This is a genomic window from Undibacterium sp. Ji42W (genome assembly GCF_049340405.1).
In the GTDB taxonomy this organism is placed as follows: domain Bacteria; phylum Pseudomonadota; class Gammaproteobacteria; order Burkholderiales; family Burkholderiaceae_D; genus Undibacterium.
On record NZ_JBMPOV010000005.1, the window covers coordinates 136,162 to 156,987 of the forward strand.

Sequence of the window (20,826 nt, forward strand, 5' to 3'; positions counted from 1 at the left end):
GCAATGAGTATTCAGCAAGCGGCAGATTTTACGCACCAGACTGTGCTGTTGCATGAGGCTGTAGACGCCCTCGGCATCACAGAGCAGCGTGCCAGCGGGATTTATGTCGATGGCACCTTTGGCCGTGGTGGGCACAGCCGCCTGATCTTGTCGCACCTGGGCAGCAATGGCCGCCTGATTGCTTTTGATAAAGATACCCAGGCGATTGCCAGTGCAAAAGAAATACTGGACCCGCGTTTTCATATCGTACATGACAGTTTTGCAGCCATTGCAGAGGCCTTGCCTGAACTTGGCGTTAGCAAGGTTGATGGCATCCTGATGGACTTGGGTATCTCATCGCCGCAAGTGGATGATGCCAGCCGGGGCTTTAGCTTCAGGTCAGATGGTCCGCTTGATATGCGTATGGATACTACTCGTGGCATTTCCGCAGCCGAATGGCTGGAGACTGCCGAAGAGCAACAAATTACGGAGGTTATAAAAAATTATGGGGAAGAACGGTTTGCTTTTCAGATTGCAAAGGCGATTGTTGCTCGCAGGAAGACAGACGCCATTCGTGGAACACGACAGCTCGCAGAAATCGTCGCACACGCCGTCAAAACTCGCGAGAAGGGTAAAGACCCGGCAACTCGCACCTTTCAGGCTATACGGATTTTCATCAATAAGGAGCTTGAAGATCTCGAAATAGGTCTGGCGGCAGCGTACCAGTCATTAGCGCCTTATGGCCGCATGTCGGTGATCAGTTTTCACTCCCTCGAAGACCGTATCGTGAAGCAGTTTTTTGCTTCCAAGGTCAAGGTGGAACAGCCAGATCGTCGCCTGCCCATACGTCATATCGATTTGCCCAAACCACAAATGCGCTTGCTGAACCGCATCAAGCCTACTGAAGCCGAGGTCAGCGCCAATCCGCGTGCGCGTTCGGCAATTTTGCGCGTGGCAGAGCGTTTGCCTGAGGGGGATGCATGAGCACCCGTCTCAACATTGTTCTGGCAGTGGCCTTGATCGCCTGCGCCTTGTCGCTGATTAACTCCCAGTACCAGGCACGCCGCCTGTTTATAGAGCTCGAGCGCGAACAAAGTTTAAGCAAGCAGTATGAATTGCAGTGGACGCAACTGAAACTTGATCAATCTACTTTTGGCAAGCATGCCCGCATAGAAACAACAGCGGTCCGTGAATTGGATATGGTGGCAGTGACACCTGAGCGTACGCAATACCTCAAAGCGGTGGAGACAAAATGAGCAGATCAGCCAGTACAGCCCGCACAGCCGCTGCGCGCGGTGTCGCCTTTTCTTCCAGCCCTGTGCTGGACGTGAAGCTGCCTGCCTGGCGTTCGCGTTTTGTGCTGTTTTTGTTGTTCGCCGCCTTTGTCGCGTTGATTGTCAAGGCGTTGTATCTGCAAGGATTTACCAAGGATTTTTTGCAGAAGGAGGGCGCCAATCGCTACGCCCGCACGCTTGAATTGCCTGCGACCCGCGGTAAGATCACTGACCGCAATGGCCAGGTATTGGCGTCATCCGTGCCTGTAAAAGCCATCTGGGCCATTCCGGATGATGTTTTGGAAGCGCCAAAAGAAAAAATACAACAACTGGCCAAATTGCTGGACATGACAGAAGCAGAATTGCGCAAGAAGCTTGATTCTGACCGTCAGTTTGTTTATCTGAAACGTCAGGTGGAACCTGCAATCTCAGACAAGATAGTGGCTCTGGCCATACCCGGTATAGAAACCCGCAAAGAATACAAACGCTTTTATCCAGAAGGTGAAGTCATGGCCCATGTGGTCGGCTTCACCAATGTGGAGGATATAGGACAAGAAGGTATAGAGCTGGCATCGGAAAAAAACCTGGCAGGTAAGACCGGGAGTCGCCGTGTCATCAAAGACAGACTGGGACATATCGTCGAAGATATACAAGCCGTGCGCGAACCGCATGATGGCAAGGACTTAACACTGTCGATAGATAGCAAGATCCAGTACATCGCTTTCACTCACCTGAAAGAGGCACTGGAAAAACACAAGGCCAAGGCTGGCGGCGCAGTAGTGCTGGATGTGCAAACTGGTGAAGTGTTGGCACTGGTGAATCTGCCTACCTACAATCCGAATGACCGCTCTGTGCTAACTGGTGCGCAATTACGTAACCGTGTCATGACCGATACTTTTGAGCCAGGTTCGACCATGAAGCCAGTGACCGTTGCCCTGGCGCTGGAAACTGGACGAGTGACACCGGATACCGTATTCCAGACGGCACCTGGTGTCATGGCTATCGGCCCGGCATTGATACATGATGCGCATAAACAAGGTTCTCTGACAGTCGCGCAAGTCATACAAAAATCATCGAATATCGGCACAGCAAAAATGGCTTTGCAGATGCGGCCGCAAGAGATGTGGGAAATGTTCACTACCCTGGGTTTCGGCCAGCAGCCAAAGTTCGGCTTCCCTGGTGCGGTTGCCGGGCGTTTGCGTAATTACAAAAACTGGCGTCCTATTGAGCAGGCCACCATGAGCTATGGCCACGGTATTTCGGTATCGCTGATACAGATGGCGCGTGCCTATATGATTTTCGCCAGGAATGGTGACATGATACCGCTGACTTTCCAAAAGTCGGATGAAATGCCGCATGGCTCACGCGTGATTTCTGAAAAGACTTCAAAACAAGTGCGCCAGATGATGGAAACAGTGACCGAGCCTGGTGGTACTGCGCCACAGGCGCGTATTGCTGGTTACCGCGTTGCAGGCAAAACAGGTACTGCCCACAAGAATGAGGGTGGCCGTTACGTGAATAAATATCTGCTTGATTTTATTGGTTTTGCGCCAGTTTCAAATCCGCGTGTAATCGTGGCGGTGATGGTGGACGAACCAACTGCTGGTGGGCACTTCGCAGGCCCTGTTGCAGCACCGGTATTTGCAGCAATTATGGCGAATGTCTTGCGGTCACTGAATGTGCAGCCAGACTCTTCCGTCACTAGCATTATTCCTGAAGAAGGTGTACAGGAAAGCATGTAATGGCACAGAAAAATACAATGATAATAGCAATACTGGACTGGCTGAAGCAGCATGCGCCAAATGCGCAACTGCGTTCAGATTCCCGCTCCACACAAACAGGAGATGTCTTCTTTGCCTTGCGCACCCCTATTACTGATGGTCGTGCGCACATCGCCCATGCAATTGCCAATGGTGCAGTCGCCGTGGTGTATGAGGCTGATAATTTTGCTTGGGATGAGGCGTTAAATATCCCCCATCTGGCTGTAGATAATTTGCAGGACGTGGTTGGGCATGTCGCCCATACCTGGTATGGCGAGCCAGATAATGGCTGGTTCAATGTGGCCATCACTGGCACCAATGGCAAGACTTCCTGCTCACAATGGATAGCCAAGGCCCTGTCGCTGAGTGGTACACCTGCGGCTGTTATCGGCACTTTGGGAATAGGCCAATATCGCAATGGCATGCTGGGACAGTTGGCAGAGACTGGTTACACCACACCTGACGCCATAGGCTTGCAGCAAAAATTGGCAGAATTGCAGCGCGATGGTGCACAGGCACTGGCGATAGAAGCTTCTTCCATAGGCCTGGACCAGGGACGTTTGAACGGCCTGCATTTTGATGTCGCTGTGCTGACCAATCTGACGCGTGATCATCTTGATTATCATGGTGATATGCAAGGCTATGCTGCTGCGAAAACTAAACTGTTTGACTGGCAGGGTTTGGGTACGGCAGTCATCAATTTGGACGATGCCTATGGTCTGGAACTGGTTAAGCATTTGCAAGCCAGTCAGCGAGCAACCAAACTACTCTGCTATAGCCTGGAAAGAGATTTGGTGTCGGGCATAGATGTACTGGTCGCCAGTAATCTGAAAACCAGCCATGCTGGCACCAGCTTTCATCTTGAGTCGCCATTTGGCGCGGCACAAGTAAAGACCCAGCTCATCGGCAAGTTCAATGTCAGCAATATCCTTGCGGTACTCGCCGTGTTGCTGAGCAAGGGCATAGCCCTGAACAAGGCGGTTGGCATCATAGAAAAACTCACCCCTGTTCCTGGCCGCATGCAATTGCTGGGTACTGCCGGTCATGTCATGGTCGTCATTGATTATGCACACACACCAGATGCGCTGGAAAAAACCATAGAAGCCTTGCAGCAAGTTGCGCAAGAGAGAGCCGGGGCTTTGTGGTGCGTGTTTGGTTGCGGCGGTGACCGTGATCCGGGCAAGCGCCCACAGATGGGCAAGATTGCTGAACTGGCGCAGCATGTTGTCGTCACCAGTGATAATCCGCGCAGTGAAAATCCGTCGCAGATCATAGAAGATATCCTGAAAGGCATGACCGGTACGCCGCAAGTCATTGAGGACCGCGCGAATGCGATCTTGTATGCGATCAAGCATGCTGATCATCATGACGTGGTTTTGCTGGCGGGCAAAGGACATGAAACCTATCAGGATATCAATGGCAAGAAATGGCCATTTTCTGATGAAGAACATGCTGCACTCTCACTCGCTACCGTGGCAACCAGCGGTAATATGAAGAGGAGTAGTTGATGGAATTTACTCTTCAGCAATTGCAGGCTGCTCTGCCTGCGGCGAAACTAACAGGTGATGCCGGTGTCATCACTCGCATCACTGGCCTGACGACTGACAGCCGCAAAGTTGGCGCTGGTGATCTGTTCGTCGCCTTGCATGGTGAGCACTTTGATGCGCATGATTTTCTGCCGCAAGTCGCGGCTGCTGGCGCAGCAGCAGTGATTGCTGAACGCTTGCCTGATGACTTTAATCTGCCTGCAATAGTAGTAGCGGATAGTAAGCTCGCCCTGGTAAAAGTAGGGCGCTTCTGGCGTCAAAAATTTAAGCTGCCCGTCATAGGTGTGACCGGCAGCAATGGTAAGACCACCGTCAAGGAAATGATTTCTTCTATCCTGGCGGCCGCCTTTGGTGCAGATGGACGTCTGGCAACCGCAGGTAATCTGAATAATGAAATCGGTGTCCCTCTGACCATCATGCAATTGCATGCGGGGCATAAAGCAGCGGTCATAGAAATGGGCATGAACCATCCTGGCGAAATCGCCTTGCTGGCATCTGCCGCGATGCCCACCGTGGCACTGGTCAACAATGCCCAGCGCGAACATCAGGAATTCATGCAAAGCGTGGAAGCCGTGGCGCGCGAAAACGGCGTGGCGATACAGTGCCTGCCAGATGATGGCGTCGCTGTATTTCCTGCCAATGATACTTACACGGGCTTATGGCAATCCTTTGCGTCTGAACGAGGTCAGCGTAAATCCCTGACTTTTGGTTTGACAGCCGATGCTGATGTACATGCCACTTATCTGCCCAGCGTGTTTGGCAGTGACTTGCAAATCAACCTGGCAGGCCAGGTCTTGTCCGTACGCCTGAACGCCGCAGGCCAGCACAATGTCTTCAATGCACTTGCCGCCGCAGCTTGCTGCCTTGCGACAGGCGTCAGCAAAGAAGCCATCGTTGCCGGGCTGGAAAATTTCGCACCCGTCAATGGTCGCCTGCAACGCAAGCAAGCACTATGCGGCGCAACCGTCATTGATGACAGCTATAACGCCAATCCTGATTCAGTACGTGCCGCGATAGATGTGCTGGCACAAATCGGTGGTGACACCGCACTGGTGCTTGGTGACATGGGTGAGGTGGGTGAAAACGGCGCGCAATTTCATCATGAAATTGGCGAATATGCGCAACAGCGCGGCATCAAAAAATTGTTATTGCTGGGCGAGCTGGTTGCCCATGCAGCACAGGGCTATGGCGTGGGTGCCCAGCATTTTTCCAGTGTAGAAAACCTGTGCCAGAACCTTGATGCGCAAACTGCGGCTGACACGATCGTGCTGGTCAAGGGCTCCCGTTTCATGAAGATGGAAAGAGTCGTCGCCCATCTGTTGGCCGCAGACGATAAAGAAAAAAATACATTACAACAAAAAATAATAGGGAATCATTAGTATGTTGCTCTGGTTGGCTGAATTGTTAAAGCAGGATATAGGCTGGCTGCGCGTATTCGGGTTTATTACCTTCCGCGCAGTGTTTGCCACGATGACGGCCATCTCCATCGGTATTTTTGCAGGTCCAGCGGTTATCCGCATGCTGACCAGGCTTAAGGTAGGCCAAGCTGTGCGCAGCTATGGCATGGAAACACATCTTGTTAAATCAGGTACGCCAACCATGGGCGGCGTGCTGGTCTTGATTTCGATTGGCATCTCCACTTTGTTGTGGGGCGATTTGAGTAACCGTTTTATCTGGGTCGTGATGATAGTCACCCTGGGTTATGGCGCAGTCGGCTGGGTTGATGATTACCGCAAGGTGGTACATAAAGACCCTGAAGGCATGCGTTCCAGGGAAAAATATTTCTGGCAATCGCTGATCGGTCTGATTGCTGCTTTTTATCTGGCATTTTCAGTATCCGCACCAAGCAACTCAAAAGTACTGGAATTGTTTATCGCCTGGGTGCAATCCGGCTTCAATATGGACTTGCCACCCAAGGCAGATTTGATCGTGCCTTTCTTTAAGACTGTCAGCTATCCCCTGGGCGTCTGGGGTTTTATTGCGTTAACCTACTGCGTTATCGTCGGTACCAGCAATGCCGTGAATTTTACGGATGGTCTTGATGGCCTGGCCATCATGCCGACCATCATGGTCGGTTCTGCCTTGGGTCTGTTTGCTTACCTTACAGGTAACGTTGGTTATGCCAAATATTTGCTGATACCGCATATACCAGGCGCTGGTGAATTGCTGATTTTCTGTGGTGCGATGGCCGGTGCTGGCCTGGCTTTCCTCTGGTTCAATGCCCACCCTGCGCAAGTATTCATGGGCGATGTCGGTGCGCTGGCACTGGGCGGCGCGCTGGGTACGGTGGCTGTCATCGTCAGGCAAGAAATTGTGTTGTTCATCATGGGGGGTATTTTTGTGGCAGAGACTTTGTCTGTCATGCTGCAAGTCAGTTACTTCAAATACACCAAGAGAAAATATGGCGAAGGCCGCCGCCTGTTGTTGATGGCGCCTTTGCATCACCACTTTGAGAAAAAAGGCTGGAAAGAAACCCAGGTTGTCGTGCGTTTCTGGATCATCACCATGTTGCTCGTGCTGATAGGTTTGTCTTCCCTGAAGTTGCGTTAAAAAGTGAATAAGTAGTTTGATGTTTGTTTTGTTGGATAGAAATAGCAGATATGGATTTTTCGGGTAAACATGTACTGGTACTTGGCCTGGGTGAAACCGGGCTGGCGATGGCGCAATGGCTGCTGCGCGCCGGTGCGCGCCTGCGTGTTGCCGACACTCGTGAAGCACCGGACAGATGGCCGCAATTGCAGGCTTTGTCAGATCAGGTGGAATTTATTGGCGGTGCTTTTAGCCCTGCCATGCTGGATGATGTGGAGCTGGTAACAGTCAGTCCCGGTTTGTCACCTTTGCGTGAATTGCAGGAGTTGTTACCAGTAGCTACTGAAAAAAATATCCCGGTCTGGGGCGAGATAGAATTATTTGCACAAGCTTTGCTAGCTTTGAAAGCTGAGCGCGAATACCAGCCTAAAGTCATCGCCATCACTGGAACCAATGGCAAAACCACCGTCACCAGCCTGGTTGGTTTGCTGGTAGAGCGCGCTGGTTTGACAGTTAAAGTCGCAGGCAACATCAGCCCGGCCGTACTGGATGTCTTGCGGATATGTCTGGAGCAAGACAGCCTGCCGCAAGTCTGGGTGCTGGAATTGTCCAGCTTCCAGTTGCACACTACCCATAGTCTGCAAGCCAATGTAGCGACAGTATTGAATATTACCCAGGACCACCTGGACTGGCACGGCAGCTTGCAAGCATATTGCGCTGACAAGGCAAAGATTTTTGGCGAGCAGACTTTGCAAGTCCTGAACCGTGATGATGCATTGGTCATGTCCATGGCAAAGCCGCATGGCAATGCTGTCAGCTTTGGTATTGATGCACCGAAGCACCTGGCGGACATGGGCTTGTTGAATGAACATGGCATGGGCTGGCTGGTAGTGGCAAATCCGGCAGAAGATGCACCTGTTGTCACAAATAGCCGGCGCAAGAAAAAAGAAGTGGAAGAAATGCCGGTCATCATCAGCCGCCTGATGCCTACCGATGCCTTGCAAATCCGTGGCCAGCACAATGCGGCGAATGCCCTGGCTGCTTTGGCTTTGTGCCGCGGCATAGGTTTATCATTCGCGCCCTTGTTGCATGGTTTGCGTGATTACAAAGGTGAACCGCACAGGGTAGAACAGGTTGCCAATATAGCCGGTGTTGATTATATCGACGACAGCAAGGGCACCAATGTTGGTGCCACGGTCGCCGCTTTGAAGGGCCTGGGCCAGCAATCTGACGCATTGCATAAGCGGATTATTTTGATTGCCGGTGGTGAAGGTAAGGGCCAGGATTTCTCTCCTCTGGCTGATCCGGTCGAGCGTTATACCAAAGCGGTCGTCCTGATAGGCAAAGCCAAAGAAGAATTGCAACAGGCATTGGCAGTGACCGGCGTGTCTGTACACGATGTCGCAACGCTGGAAATGGCAGTGCAGGCTGCGGCTGAAATGGCGGCAGATGGCGACATCGTTTTGCTGTCACCAGCGTGCGCGAGTCTGGACATGTTCCGCAATTACGCGCATCGCGCTGACGTGTTTGTCGATGCCGTGCGTGAAATCGCACTGGCACGCGGGGAGGTCTGTTGATGCGTCAGCTTTTGCTCCCATTGCAAAGGTGGTCCCCGTTTGGCGCACCGCCAGCGAGTACCAATCTGGTCAGCCGGTCCAAGATGATGGACTATGACCAGCCTTTGGTGTGGGTGACAATTATCCTGATGCTGTTCGGCATGGTCATGGTGTATTCGGCTTCAATCTCTTTGCCTGATTCGCCCAAGTATGCCAATTACAAGAATTCGCATTTTCTGGTACGCCAGGCATTGTTTGTCGCGCTATCTTTGATTGCGGGTGCGCTGGTGTTCCGTATCCCGATTGCGACCTGGCAAAAATATGCGCCTTATTTATTTGTAGCGACCCTGGTATTGCTGGTGGCTGTGTTGATACCTGGTTTGGGTAAAGGCGTGAACGGTGCCAAGCGCTGGTTGTCTTTCAAGGTATTGAATTTGCAGCCATCTGAATTGATGAAGTTGTTCATGGTCTTGTATGCCGCTGACTATACCGTGCGCAAACAGGAATACATGCACAAACTGACCAAAGGTTTTGTGCCCATGCTGGCAGCGGTTGGTATCGTGGGTTTGCTGTTATTGCTGGAGCCTGATCTGGGTGCTTTTGGCGTTATTGTTTGTATCGCCATGGGTATCCTGTTTTTGGGTGGTATCAACGGTGTCTGGTTTGGCGGGATTGCAGCGACGCTAGTTGGTATCTTTACCGCGGTTATTTTGGCATCTCCCTGGAGGCGTGAACGTATTTTTGCCTACCTTAGCCCGTTTGAAGAAGATCATGCACTGGGCAAGGCTTACCAACTGACACATTCCCTGATCGCCTTTGGCCGTGGGGAATTGTTTGGTGTGGGCCTCGGTGCCAGTGTGCAAAAACTGCATTATCTGCCAGAAGCGCATACAGATTTTTTGCTCGCTGTCATCGGAGAAGAGCTGGGATTCGTTGGTGTCATGGCGGTGGTACTTTTATTTTACTGGTTGCTGAAACGCGCTTTTGAAATCGGCAGGCAAGCGATAGCGCTGGATCAAACTTTTGCTGGTTTGCTGGCCAAGGGTATCGGTATCTGGATAGGTGTGCAGACGTTTATTAATATGGGTGTCAACCTGGGCTTGTTGCCTACCAAGGGGTTGACCCTGCCTTTGATGAGTTACGGTGGTTCTGGTGTCATGATTAACTGTGTAGGTCTGGCGATTTTGTTGCGTGTCGATTATGAAAACCGCGTCTTGATGCGGGGAGGCCGCTCATGAACCAGGCAATTCAAAAAATGCCAAAAAAATTGCTGATCATGGCAGCAGGCACGGGTGGGCACATTTTTCCCGGCCTGGCGATAGCCGACATCATGCGCGAACGTGGCTGGCAAGTCAGCTGGCTGGGCACGCAAATTGGCATGGAAGGGCAGATCGTCCCCAAACACAATATCGCCATGGACAATATTGATTTCTCTGGCTTGCGTGGCAAGGGTTTATCGCATACGGTCAGCGGTGCTTTCAAGCTGGTCAAGAGTTTCTTTAGCTGCTTCAGCATCATTGGCCGCCGCCAGCCAGATGTGGTGTTGGGCATGGGCGGTTATGTGACCGTGCCAGGTGGCATCATGGCTGCTTTGCGCGGCAAGCCAGTTGTGCTGATGAATGCTGACGCTGCATTGCTCTTGTCGAACAAGGCCTTGCGTCCATTCGCCAGTAAATTATTGTTTGGCCTGCCATCAGCAACAGTAACTGCGGATAGCAAAACCAGTGTTATCGGCAACCCGATACGCAAAGAAATTTGCGAATTGCCAGTGCCAGCGACACGCTATGCAAACCGCACAGGTGCTTTGCGCATACTGGTAGTCGGCGGTAGCCTGGGCGCCAAAGTATTGAATGATGCAGTACCGAAGGCAGTGGCCTTGTTGCCAGAAGCACAGCGCCCGCTGATTACGCATCAGTCTGGCAAACAACATATAGAAGCTCTGCGCCAGAGTTATGCGCAGGCAGGCGTGCAGGCAGAAGTGCTGGATTTTATTGACGACATGCCACGCCGTTATGCCGAGGCTGATCTGGTGATTTGCCGCGCCGGTGCGATTACTGTGTCTGAACTGACTGCTGCCGGTGTGGCCAGCATACTCGTGCCTTTCATGGCGTCGAGTACTTCACACCAAAAAGAAAACGCCATCTGGATGGCAGGACAAAAAGCCGCCATCCATTTGCCACAAACTGAATTAAGCCCAGCCTTGCTGGCAGAGAAATTAAAAGTACTGGACAGAGCGCAATGCCTGGCGATGGCTGAAACAGCCTACGCCCTGGGGCAGCGTGAAGCCAGTGCCAACATTGCCCATATTCTGGAATCATTAGCATGAAACACAAAGTCAAACACATCCATTTTGTAGGTATAGGCGGCTCGGGCATGAGCGGTATCGCCGAAGTCTTGTTGAATCTCGGCTATACAATTTCCGGTTCCGATCTCGGCAGCAATGCTGCTTCAAAACGCCTGGCGCAACTGGGTGCCAATGTCATGCTGGGACATGCAGCAGAAAATATTGCAGGTGCTGATGCCGTTGTGACATCGACTGCCGTCAAGGGCGATAACCCTGAGGTCATCGCTGCCCGCGCCAAACATATTCCCATCGTGCCACGCGCAATGATGCTGGCAGAACTCATGCGTTTGAAAAGCGGTATCGCGATTGCCGGTACGCATGGTAAAACGACGACGACCAGTCTGGTTGCCAGTGTCTTGGCACAAGGCGGGCTGGACCCGACTTTTGTCATTGGCGGTTTGCTCAATAGTGCGGGTGCCAATGCCAAACTGGGTAGTGGCGATTTCATCGTGGCAGAAGCCGATGAGTCAGATGCTTCTTTCCTGAATCTTTTGCCGGTCATTGAAGTCATCACCAATATTGATGCCGACCATATGGAAACCTATGGCCATGACTTCGCCCGCTTGAAACAGGCTTTCATTGAATTTACCCAGCGTTTGCCATTTTATGGTGTGGCGGTACTGTGTCTGGATGATGCGAATGTGCGTGAAATCATGCCTTTCGTCTCCAAGCCCATCGTCACCTATGGCTTTCATGCAGATGCCGATGTGCGCGCAGTGGATGCCACAGCCGCCAACGGCAAGATGCATTTCACCGTCGTGCAGGATGGCTATGAGAATATGCAGGTCAGCCTGAACCAGCCTGGCATGCACAATGTACAAAATGCTTGCGCCGCGATTGCGATTGCGCGTGAAGTCGGTGTCAGTGATGAAGCAACTCAAAAAGCACTGAGCGAATTTAATGGTGTAGGCCGCCGTTTCACCCGTTATGGCGAAATTGTCCTGGCAAATGGCGGTACTTTTGCGCTGGTTGATGACTATGGTCATCATCCTGTAGAAATGGCGGCGACTTTGGCCGCAGCACGCGGGGCTTATCCAGGCCGCAGGCTGGTGCTGGCTTTCCAGCCGCATCGCTATACCCGTACCCGCGATTTGTTTGAAGATTTCGTCCGCGTGATTTCTGATGCAGATGCAGTAGTGCTGGCAGAAGTGTATGCCGCTGGCGAAGCACCGATACTGGCGGCAGATGGGCGTTCCCTGTCGCGCGCCCTGCGCGTCATGGGCAAGGTAGAGCCGGTATTTGTTGAAGATATTTTGGAAATGCCGGACAGTATTTTACGGGTATTGAAAGACGGTGATGTCGTCATCGTCATGGGCGCAGGTTCCATCAATGCTGTGCCAGCAAAACTGGCGCAGTCAGTGTAAATGTAGAAAACAAGTGATCAGATCATCATGAGCGAATTGAATTTGAAATCTCTGGGCAAAGTAGGTGTATTGTTTGGCGGGCGTTCGGCTGAACGTGAAATCTCCCTGATGTCCGGTAATGGCGTATTGCAGGCCCTGAAAAGCAAAGGCATAGATGCCCATGGCTTTGACACGGCAGAGCGCAGTATCGCCGAACTGGCGGCAGAGAATTTCGACCGTGTTTTCATTGCCCTGCATGGCCGCTATGGTGAAGATGGCAGCCTGCAAGGTGTGCTGGAGCAATTGAATATTCCTTACACTGGCAGCGGTGTCATGGCATCGGCGATTGCCATGGACAAGATTTTTACCAAACGCATCTGGCAAACCTATGGCTTGAGCACACCTGCTTATGCCGTGTTGACAGGTCAGACTGAATTGCGCCGTGTGCCGGATGAACTGGGTTTGCCACTCATCATCAAGCCGCCACATGAAGGTTCTACAATAGGTATTACCAAGGTGGTTGGTTATTCCGATATGCAGGAAGCCTATGCCCTGGCAGCTCAGTTTGATGAAGTCGTCCTGGCAGAAGAATTTGTCGAAGGCCGTGAATTGACAGTAGCGATTTTGGGTAAAGGCGAACAGGCATATGCCATGCCGATCACCGAGATCGTTGCACCCGATGGTAACTACGATTATCAAAACAAGTATTTTACTGATGACACGCACTACATTTGCCCGGCAGTACTGGAACAGGATCTGACGGATGCCATCCGCAAAATGGCTGTCGATGCCTACCGCGCGCTGGATTGCGAAGGCTGGGCCAGGGTCGATGTCTTATTGCGCAAGTCGGATAATAAGCCATTTTTGCTGGAGATTAATACATCACCAGGCATGACCGGGCATTCGCTGGTGCCCATGGCAGCCAAGGCAGTAGGTATCAGTTATGAAGACTTATGTGTCGAAATTTTGAAGGCAGCAAGTTTGAAAATTAAATCTGAACAAAAAAAGTAAACGAGTAAGAGTGAAAAATGTGGCATGACAGCAAGCTGATGAACAATACCGCAAATGCCCTGTTTGGGCTGGTGCTGTTCATCCTGGTGCTGTCCGGTGTGTGGTGGGTGATACAAAGACCGTTTTTTACTTTGCGTGTGATACGGGTAGAAGCCAGTAGCGCAAACGGCGACACCGATTTGCGGCATGTGAACACATTGACGATCAGGAACACTGCTTTACCAAAGATCAGGGGTAATTTTTTCACTGCAAATCTGGATGCAGTAAGGACCGCGTTTGAAGCAGTACCCTGGGTACGCAAGGCCAGTGTACAAAGGGAATGGCCGAATAAGCTCATCGTCACTTTGGAAGAACATGTGGCGCTCGGTACCTGGGGTGAAAACGGGCAGTTGATTTCTGCCAAGGGTGATGTGTTCACAGCAAACCTGGCCGAGGCAGAAGATGATGCAGATCTGATTGCCCTGAGCGGACCAGAGGGTAGTGAAAAAGAAGTACTCGCGCAGTATGTGGAATTTAAAAACTGGTTTGCCAAGATCAGTTTGGCACCGGATGAAGTGAATTACTCCAGTCGTTATGCCTGGAGTGTGAAGTTGAATAATGGTATGCAAGTGCAATTGGGCAGGGTGCAGGATGCAACAACGCTCAAAAGCCGGGTGGATAAATTGATGACAGTTTATCCGCAACTGCTGGCCAGTTTGCAAGACAGTATTGAAAGTGTGGACATGCGTTATCCGAATGGCCTGGCGCTCAAATCGAGCCACAGTAATATCGGATCAAAAAAGCAAACAAAAGCAAGTGGAAAGACATGACAAAAGACGCTAAAAATCTGATCGTTGGTCTCGATATCGGCACCTCAAAAATTGTGGCGGTCGTGGCAGAAGTCATGCCTGACGGAAGGCACGAAGTCATCGGCCTGGGCCAGCACGAATCCAAGGGGCTGAAAAAAGGTGTCGTCGTCAATATCGAGGCGACCGTCGAATCCATACAGCGCGCTTTGGAAGAAGCAGAGTTGATGGCAGACTGCAAAATACGCAATGTATATACCGGTATCGCTGGCAGCCATATCCGCAGCTTTAATTCCAGCGGTATGGTGGCGATCAAGGATAAGGAAGTTACCGCAGCCGACGTTTCGCGTGTGATAGAAACTGCCAAGGCCGTCAATATTCCGACTGACCAGCAATTACTGCATACCTTGCCGCAAGAATTTATCGTCGATAGCCAGGATGATGTGCGCGAACCGATAGGCATGAGCGGCATACGTCTCGAAGTCAAAGTGCATATCGTCACCGGTGCCGTGTCGGCGGTCCAGAACATCGTCAAGTGTGTACGCCGTTGCGGCCTCGAAGTATCCGACCTGATCTTGCAACCGATGGCGTCGGCAGAAGCAGTGTTGACCAAGGATGAAAAAGAGCTGGGCGTGGTTTTGATTGATATCGGTGGTGGCACGACGGACGTGGCGGTATTTAGCGAAGGTGCGATACGCCATACCGCAGTGATACCGATTGCCGGTGACCAGATCACCAATGATATCGCCATGGCTTTGCGCACGCCAACCTCGGAAGCAGAAGAAATCAAGGTGCGTTTTGGTGTCGCCAAGCAGGTATTGGCTGACCCTTCAGATACGCTGGAAGTGCCGGGTCTGGGTGACCGTGGCCCGCGTTCTTTATCACGCCAGGCTTTGGCGGCAGTGATAGAGCCGCGTGTGGAAGAATTGTTTGCGCTGGTGCACCAGGTGGTGCGCGAATCTGGCTATGAAGATGTGCTCTCGTCAGGCATCGTTTTGACTGGTGGTTCTGCTGCCATGCCGGGCATGGTCGAGATGGCAGAAGACATCTTTTTGAAGCCGACCAGATTAGGCATGCCGGCGTACAGCGGGCAGTTGGCAGATGTCGTGCGCAGCCTGCGTTATGCCACAGTTTTGGGGTTGTTGTTGGAAGCGAAGAAGCAGTATTTGCGCGGTCATCTGGTCACTCGGCAAGAAGGTTCAGCCAAAGCGGTCTGGCAACGCATGAAAGAGTGGTTTTTAGGGAATTTTTAGCTTGTATTTTGTATCTAATTTAGTGTAGTCATTTTATAATAGTTCGATATACAGTTATTAGTCGCTAGTCGTCACATCCCGGTGATGCCTAGCGACTGATAACTGCCTACCTGGAGGAGTCATGATGGAGTTCGATATGGTTGATAACGCCACACAAGGCACCGTAATCAAGGTTGTCGGCGTAGGTGGCGCAGGCGGCAATGCGGTTCAGCACATGATCAACAAAGGCGTGTCCGGCGTTGAGTTCATAGCAGCAAACACAGATGCGCAAGCACTGTTGCAGTCTAAAGCAAACAATGTGATACAGATCGGCGAGACTGGTCTGGGCGCAGGCATGAAACCGGAAGTCGGCCGCAAGCTGGCAGAAGAATCCCGTGCCCGCATCGAAGATGCATTGCGTGGCGCGCACATGGTATTTATCGCTGCAGGTATGGGCGGTGGTACTGGTACAGGTGCTGCTCCCGTAGTTGCGCAAGTCGCCAAAGAACTAGGCGCACTGACCGTGGCGGTGGTTTCCAAACCATTTTCTTACGAAGGTCAGAAATGCATGGACATCGCCGATGAAGGTCTGGAAGCCTTGTCCCAACACGTCGATTCACTGATCATCATTCTCAACGAAAAACTCGAAGAGATTTATGAAGACGACAGCATGATCGAATGGCTGCAACACGCAGATGATGTCCTCAATAATGCCGTCGCAGGTATTGCAGAGATCATCAATGTACCTGGCCATATCAATGTCGACTTCAATGACGTGAAAACCATCATGGGCGAGCAGGGCAAGGCCATGATGGGTACGGCAACTGCCTCCGGCGTTGACCGCGCACGCATCGCCGCTGAACAGGCAGTTGCATCACCACTGCTGGACGGTATCGATTTGTCCGGCGCCCGTGGCGTGCTGGTGAATGTCACAGCCAGCCGTGGTCTGAAAGGTAAAGAGATCAAGGAAGTCATGTCGACAGTGCGCGCTTTTGCTGCACCGGACGCATCGATTGCCCAGGGTATCGCTTACGACGACAACATGGGTGACGATATTCGTGTGACAGTCGTCGCAACTGGTCTTGGCCGTGGCAAGAAAAATATACAGCTGGTGCAAACACCGATGCTGCGTACCGGTACTCACAATGAAACAGTGATGGCCAGCCCTGTCATGACATCTGCCACCATCAGCACTGGTTCTGTAACAGGTTCCGCAGGTTTTGATGGCCTGAGTAAACCTGCAGTATGGCGCCGTGAATCGGCATCAGAAACAGTACGTGCCCTGGAAAAAAATGGAATGGAAACTTACGATATCCCAGCTTTCCTGCGCAAACAGGCTGACTGATTTATCCGGTTTTCTGCAAAACGCCAGCTTCGGAAGAGGCTGGCGTTTTTTATTTGGCGATCGAAAAGCTAGACCAAAAAGCTCACCACAGAGACACAGAGGCACAGAGAAGAGCAAGAGAAAAACAATAGAAATAAGTGCTCAAGATCGTGTCATGCTGAACCAATAGTTTTTTAAAGTATTGTTTTCACCAAAAATAGAATCTTTGCTACACGTCTTATACATAACTAAACACAGCATTTCTCTTGCCTTTCTCGGTGTCTCTGTGCCTCTGTGTTGAGAGGTCTTTCCTTTAACCTCTGCAAGAAAATTCTAGCTCAGGCATACTTGCGTCCTTCACTGTCGGTGTTGATATGGCTCAAACTTCCTGCTTTTGGCGGGGCGCGGCATACTACAAGGCGTTGAATATCCGAATACTTATCTAGGGAGCATAAAATGACAATCAAGATTGGCGATACCCTGCCTGAAGGCAGTTTGGCAGAATTTATTGAAGTGGAATCAGAAGGCTGTTCACTCGGACCAAATACCTTCAAAGTCGCGGACCTGACCAAAGGTAAAACCATTGCTATTTTTGGCTTGCCTGGCGCGTACACGCCAACTTGCTCAGCCAAGCATGTGCCTGGCTATGTTGCACTGGCAGCAGATTTGAAAGCCAAGGGCGTTGATGAAATCTGGTGTATCTCTGTGAATGACGCATTCGTCATGGGTGCGTGGGGTCGTGACCAAAAATCCACAGGCATCATCCGCATGATGGCTGACGGTAATGCTGATTTCAGCAAGGCCCTGGGTCTGAGTGATGACTTTAGTAAGTACGGCATGGGCACACGTTCCCAGCGTTATTCCTTGCTGGCAGTTGACGGTGTCGTCAAGCAACTGAATATCGAAGAAGGCGGCAAGTTTGAAGTGTCTAACGCAGAAACGTTGTTGGCACAACTGGGCTAATCAGGTCTTCTGACTTACCTTAAATGGCGCGCAGTTTTTGAACTGAGCGCCATTTTTTCTATACGATACTCTTATTCCAGCGACATGCCCATGATGTGTGACTGCACGCCATAACCCTGAGCCGTATAAAAATCCATGGCATTGCGGTTGAAGTCAAAGACTTCCAGCCTGATTTCCACCGCGTCATGCTGACGCCCCCAGCTCGCTGCGCCATCCATCAATAATTTCCCTATTCCCATTTTTTGATAGGCATCAGAAACCACGATCGTGCCTATGCGGCAGATACGGCGGCGGTACAAGAAGGGAATCGTGGTGTTTTCATGCCAGCTCATGGTAATGAAACCCAGGATTTGCTCACCATCACAAGCTAGCAATGCACAGCCCGCAGGATTTTCAAAAGTGCTGTGCCAGAACTGGCGGTCGAGTTCGCGATTTGGTTTTTGGACGAAAACCTTAGGAGCAGCGGCGTGGTGCTGGGCATTGATTTGATCGCTCAGATCGCAGATGGCATCCAGATCATTGGCGGTCGCGGGGCGGATTTGAATTGTTGTTTTTGTATTCATTTTTAAGATATGAAAAGGCTAATTTCCCTCACTCCTGCATGGGAAATTGCCTGAAACGCTATAATAGCGCGATGTTAAAGCAAAGAACCATCAAACAATTAGTGAAAACTGTTGGCGTCGGTCTGCATTCCGGCACCAAAGTTGAACTCGTCATGCGCCCGGCACCGGTGGATACCGGCATTATTTTCACGCGTACAGACCTGACGCCGCCGGTGGTCTTGCCTGCCCAAGCGCTGGGCGTGGGAGATACCCGCATGGCATCGACCTTGTCGAATGAGCATGGCAAGGTGTCAACGGTGGAGCATTTGCTGTCTGCCTGCGCAGGTCTGGGTATTGATAATCTGTACATCGATGTCAGCGCAGAAGAAATCCCTATCATGGATGGTTCGGCTTCATCTTTCGTCTATTTATTGCAGCAGGCTGGCATGCAGGAACAAGACGCGGCCAAGAAATTTATTCGTGTCTTGAAACCCGTAGAAATCCGCGAAGGTACGGGCAAGTCAGAGAAATGGGCCAGGCTGGAACCTTTCAATGGTTTCAAGCTGCACTTCTTTATTGAGTTCAATCATCCGGCAGTTGATGGCACGGTGCAAACGGCAGAAGTTGATTTTGCCAGTTCCACCTTTGTGCAGGATGTCGCCAGGGCACGGACTTTCGGTTTCATGCAGGATGTGGAAATGCTCAGGGGTATAGGCCTGGCGCGTGGCGGTTCCATGGAAAACGCGATTGTCATGGATGAATACCGCATCCTGAATTCAGATGGCCTGCGCTTTGATGATGAGTTTGTCCGTCACAAAATCCTGGATGCGATTGGTGATCTATACCTGATCGGCCATCCCTTCCTCGCCAGTTATACCGCTCACAAGTCTGGTCATGGCTTGAATAATCAATTATTGCGTGCCTTGCTGGCGCAGCCCGATGCTTATGAAATCGTCAGTTTTGATGATATGGATTTGGCTCCACCAACCTATGCCACGCAGGTGGACAGGGAGTGGGCACTCGCTTAACGGGATGGGTTTCAGCTTATCTGCAGCCTAAAATCAGCTTCCCGAACGGTGGCGCTCTATCAAACGCCCCAGCGCGGCACGTAAATCTGCATTCTGTGGCGTATCTTCCAGCGCATGTTCCAGCTGTCCAAATGCCTGTAAAGCCTTGCCCGAAAAAGCTATTTGCTTTACGGCAACAGGTTTCTCGACGACACGCCTGACTTGTACTTTAATCCGGATTGCGTTAATCTGCCATCCCCGTTCTTGCAAAAATGCTTGCAGTTTCGGGCATTGTTGTTTCAATTTGGTCGCCAGTGCGGCATTCGGCGCAGAAAGCGTCAACTGTCCCTCCGTTACTTGCATAACCTCACAAGAGGCAAATATCGGCGGCAGTATGAGTCCACAGTCTTTTTGCAGCTTCAGATTGCGCTGCACCGTGGGTAGCAGTTGGGAGATTCTCTCATTACTGCGCAAAAAGTCACCGGCTTCGCTGGCACCAGGCACTTTGCGACCGCGTTTAATGTTAACCGGATAGGTAGGGCGTGAGAATGTTGACATGCGCATTACCTTACCACAAACAGGACGGGCCAGCTCTCACAAGGGGCGCCAGGCTTTCCATCGTTTTCAGAGGAGCATATTGATGCAAATCATTTTGATGCACTCCCGCTTTACCCAGGCAAAGTCAGTGACATTGTCTTCTCGCCATGTAATTCTTGCTTTATTTGCATTTTTGCTCGTGACCACCTTCTGTGCCGCATTGATGGCCGCGCTGACTTTGAAGCTGGCAAGTGCCGACCTGCCGGTTTTGCGCGATTTGGTACCAATGGCTGCAAGTGATAATGGCACTGTCGGTAACAAAGACAAATACATGAAAGAAAACCTGGCAGCCATGGCCGCCAAGCTAGGTGAAATGCAGGCACAACTGATACGCCTGGATGCACTCGGTGAACGGGTGCAGGGCCTGGCGGGTGTCAAGCCAGAAGAATTCAATTTCAAGGAAATGCCAGGTCGTGGTGGCCCTGAAGTCTCTACACAGCCAGCGCAGGAATTGAACCTGGCCGAGTTTCAGGCGGCTCTCGCAGCCATGTCGGTGGATATCGAACACCGTTCGGATTACATGAACGTGGTGGAGACCAAGCTCATGGGCTTCAAGGTGCAATCCAAGCTCTTGCCTACTATCCAGCCTGTCAATGTTGCCTATAATGCATCTGGCTTCGGCTGGAGGCTGGATCCATTTTCTGGTCGCAGCGCTTTTCATGAAGGTATCGATTTCTCTAGCCCCAGCGGTACACCGATTGTCGCGGCTGCTGGCGGGGTGGTCGTTGCTGCGGAATATCATCCGCAATTTGGAAATATGGTGGAAATCGATCATGGTGGCGAAATCATGACCCGTTATGCCCATTCATCCAAAATCTACGTCAAGCTCGGTGATATCGTGAAGCGCGGCCAGCATATTGCTGACATTGGCTCCACCGGCCGGTCTACTGGTTCGCATTTGCATTTTGAAGTGCATGTCAAAGGTGTGCCACAAAATCCCCATAAATTCTTGTCTGCAGGGGCTAATCAGGCCAATCTTGCCGCCGTGAATCAGAAATAACTTGAGTTTGCCGATTCAGTCTCCAACTGCTAA

General features: G+C 51.4%; 19 protein-coding genes. 17 read left to right on the forward strand and 2 right to left on the reverse strand.

Features of this window, described 5'->3' with window-relative positions; translation table 11 throughout:
- Positions 1-3: 3 nt before the first annotated feature.
- The 15 genes from rsmH to ACO0LG_RS12665 all read left to right on the forward strand — a co-directional run bounded on the left by rsmH (position 4) and on the right by ACO0LG_RS12665 (position 17,647).
- The gene (gene rsmH, locus ACO0LG_RS12595) at positions 4-963 is read left to right on the forward strand and encodes a 16S rRNA (cytosine(1402)-N(4))-methyltransferase RsmH (protein ID WP_423026792.1); all 960 of its coding nucleotides are present in this window, start codon (positions 4-6) and stop codon (positions 961-963) included.
- Positions 960-1,235: a cell division protein FtsL gene (ftsL, locus tag ACO0LG_RS12600; RefSeq protein WP_423026794.1), complete on the forward strand. Its 276-nt coding sequence runs from the start codon at positions 960-962 to the stop codon at positions 1,233-1,235. Before rsmH ends, ftsL begins: the two co-directional genes overlap by 4 nt.
- Positions 1,232-2,995 (forward strand): peptidoglycan D,D-transpeptidase FtsI family protein, encoded by a 1,764-nt coding sequence (locus ACO0LG_RS12605; RefSeq protein WP_423026796.1) that lies wholly within the window; start codon positions 1,232-1,234, stop codon positions 2,993-2,995. Before ftsL ends, ACO0LG_RS12605 begins: the two co-directional genes overlap by 4 nt.
- 17 nt (positions 2,996-3,012) lie before the next feature.
- Complete coding sequence (locus ACO0LG_RS12610) at positions 3,013-4,521, forward strand: UDP-N-acetylmuramoyl-L-alanyl-D-glutamate--2,6-diaminopimelate ligase (RefSeq protein ID WP_423026798.1); 1,509 nt, start codon at positions 3,013-3,015, stop codon at positions 4,519-4,521.
- Positions 4,521-5,939, forward strand: a complete 1,419-nt coding sequence (locus ACO0LG_RS12615; RefSeq protein ID WP_423026800.1) for a UDP-N-acetylmuramoyl-tripeptide--D-alanyl-D-alanine ligase — start codon at positions 4,521-4,523, stop codon at positions 5,937-5,939. Before ACO0LG_RS12610 ends, ACO0LG_RS12615 begins: the two co-directional genes overlap by 1 nt.
- 1 nt (position 5,940) lies before the next feature.
- Complete coding sequence (gene mraY / locus ACO0LG_RS12620; protein WP_423026802.1) at positions 5,941-7,110, forward strand: phospho-N-acetylmuramoyl-pentapeptide-transferase; 1,170 nt, start codon at positions 5,941-5,943, stop codon at positions 7,108-7,110.
- Between the two features lie 50 nt (positions 7,111-7,160).
- The gene (murD, locus tag ACO0LG_RS12625) at positions 7,161-8,666 is read left to right on the forward strand and encodes a UDP-N-acetylmuramoyl-L-alanine--D-glutamate ligase (protein ID WP_423026804.1); all 1,506 of its coding nucleotides are present in this window, start codon (positions 7,161-7,163) and stop codon (positions 8,664-8,666) included.
- An 83-nt stretch (positions 8,667-8,749) separates the two neighbouring features.
- Positions 8,750-9,883 (forward strand): putative lipid II flippase FtsW, encoded by a 1,134-nt coding sequence (ftsW, locus tag ACO0LG_RS12630; RefSeq protein WP_423027257.1) that lies wholly within the window; start codon positions 8,750-8,752, stop codon positions 9,881-9,883.
- Positions 9,880-10,971, forward strand: coding sequence for an undecaprenyldiphospho-muramoylpentapeptide beta-N-acetylglucosaminyltransferase (gene murG, locus ACO0LG_RS12635; RefSeq protein WP_423026806.1), 1,092 nt, complete (start codon positions 9,880-9,882; stop codon positions 10,969-10,971). The genes ftsW and murG overlap by 4 nt, the downstream gene beginning before the upstream one ends.
- Positions 10,968-12,353 carry a UDP-N-acetylmuramate--L-alanine ligase gene (gene murC, locus ACO0LG_RS12640; protein ID WP_423026808.1) on the forward strand — a complete coding sequence of 462 codons (1,386 nt, stop codon included), beginning with the start codon at positions 10,968-10,970 and terminating at the stop codon, positions 12,351-12,353. Before murG ends, murC begins: the two co-directional genes overlap by 4 nt.
- A 27-nt stretch (positions 12,354-12,380) precedes the next feature.
- Positions 12,381-13,343: a D-alanine--D-alanine ligase gene (locus ACO0LG_RS12645; RefSeq protein WP_423026810.1), complete on the forward strand. Its 963-nt coding sequence runs from the start codon at positions 12,381-12,383 to the stop codon at positions 13,341-13,343.
- Positions 13,344-13,360: 17 nt separating this feature from the next.
- Positions 13,361-14,152, forward strand: a complete 792-nt coding sequence (locus tag ACO0LG_RS12650) for a cell division protein FtsQ/DivIB (RefSeq protein ID WP_423026812.1) — start codon at positions 13,361-13,363, stop codon at positions 14,150-14,152.
- The gene (ftsA, locus tag ACO0LG_RS12655) at positions 14,149-15,381 is read left to right on the forward strand and encodes a cell division protein FtsA (RefSeq protein WP_110255262.1); all 1,233 of its coding nucleotides are present in this window, start codon (positions 14,149-14,151) and stop codon (positions 15,379-15,381) included. Before ACO0LG_RS12650 ends, ftsA begins: the two co-directional genes overlap by 4 nt.
- A gap of 124 nt (positions 15,382-15,505) precedes the next feature.
- Positions 15,506-16,705, forward strand: coding sequence for a cell division protein FtsZ (ftsZ, locus tag ACO0LG_RS12660; RefSeq protein WP_186953062.1), 1,200 nt, complete (start codon positions 15,506-15,508; stop codon positions 16,703-16,705).
- 435 nt (positions 16,706-17,140) lie between these two features.
- Positions 17,141-17,647: a peroxiredoxin gene (locus ACO0LG_RS12665; protein ID WP_423014127.1), complete on the forward strand. Its 507-nt coding sequence runs from the start codon at positions 17,141-17,143 to the stop codon at positions 17,645-17,647.
- Between the two features lie 71 nt (positions 17,648-17,718).
- Here ACO0LG_RS12665 and ACO0LG_RS12670 read toward each other — a convergent pair whose 3' ends face one another.
- Complete coding sequence (locus ACO0LG_RS12670; protein WP_423026815.1) at positions 17,719-18,210, reverse strand: GNAT family N-acetyltransferase; 492 nt, start codon at positions 18,208-18,210, stop codon at positions 17,719-17,721.
- A gap of 71 nt (positions 18,211-18,281) precedes the next feature.
- On the opposite strand from ACO0LG_RS12670, the gene lpxC reads away from it, so the two are divergent.
- Entirely contained in the window at positions 18,282-19,217 is a 936-nt protein-coding gene (gene lpxC / locus ACO0LG_RS12675; RefSeq protein ID WP_423026817.1) for a UDP-3-O-acyl-N-acetylglucosamine deacetylase, read from the forward strand.
- A gap of 33 nt (positions 19,218-19,250) precedes the next feature.
- Here lpxC and ACO0LG_RS12680 read toward each other — a convergent pair whose 3' ends face one another.
- Entirely contained in the window at positions 19,251-19,754 is a 504-nt protein-coding gene (locus ACO0LG_RS12680) for a DciA family protein (protein WP_423026819.1), read from the reverse strand.
- Positions 19,755-19,836: 82 nt separating this feature from the next.
- Here ACO0LG_RS12680 and ACO0LG_RS12685 point away from each other — a divergent pair, with 82 nt between their 5' ends.
- Positions 19,837-20,793: a M23 family metallopeptidase gene (locus ACO0LG_RS12685; RefSeq protein ID WP_423026821.1), complete on the forward strand. Its 957-nt coding sequence runs from the start codon at positions 19,837-19,839 to the stop codon at positions 20,791-20,793.
- The last annotated feature ends 33 nt before the right edge of the window (positions 20,794-20,826 follow it).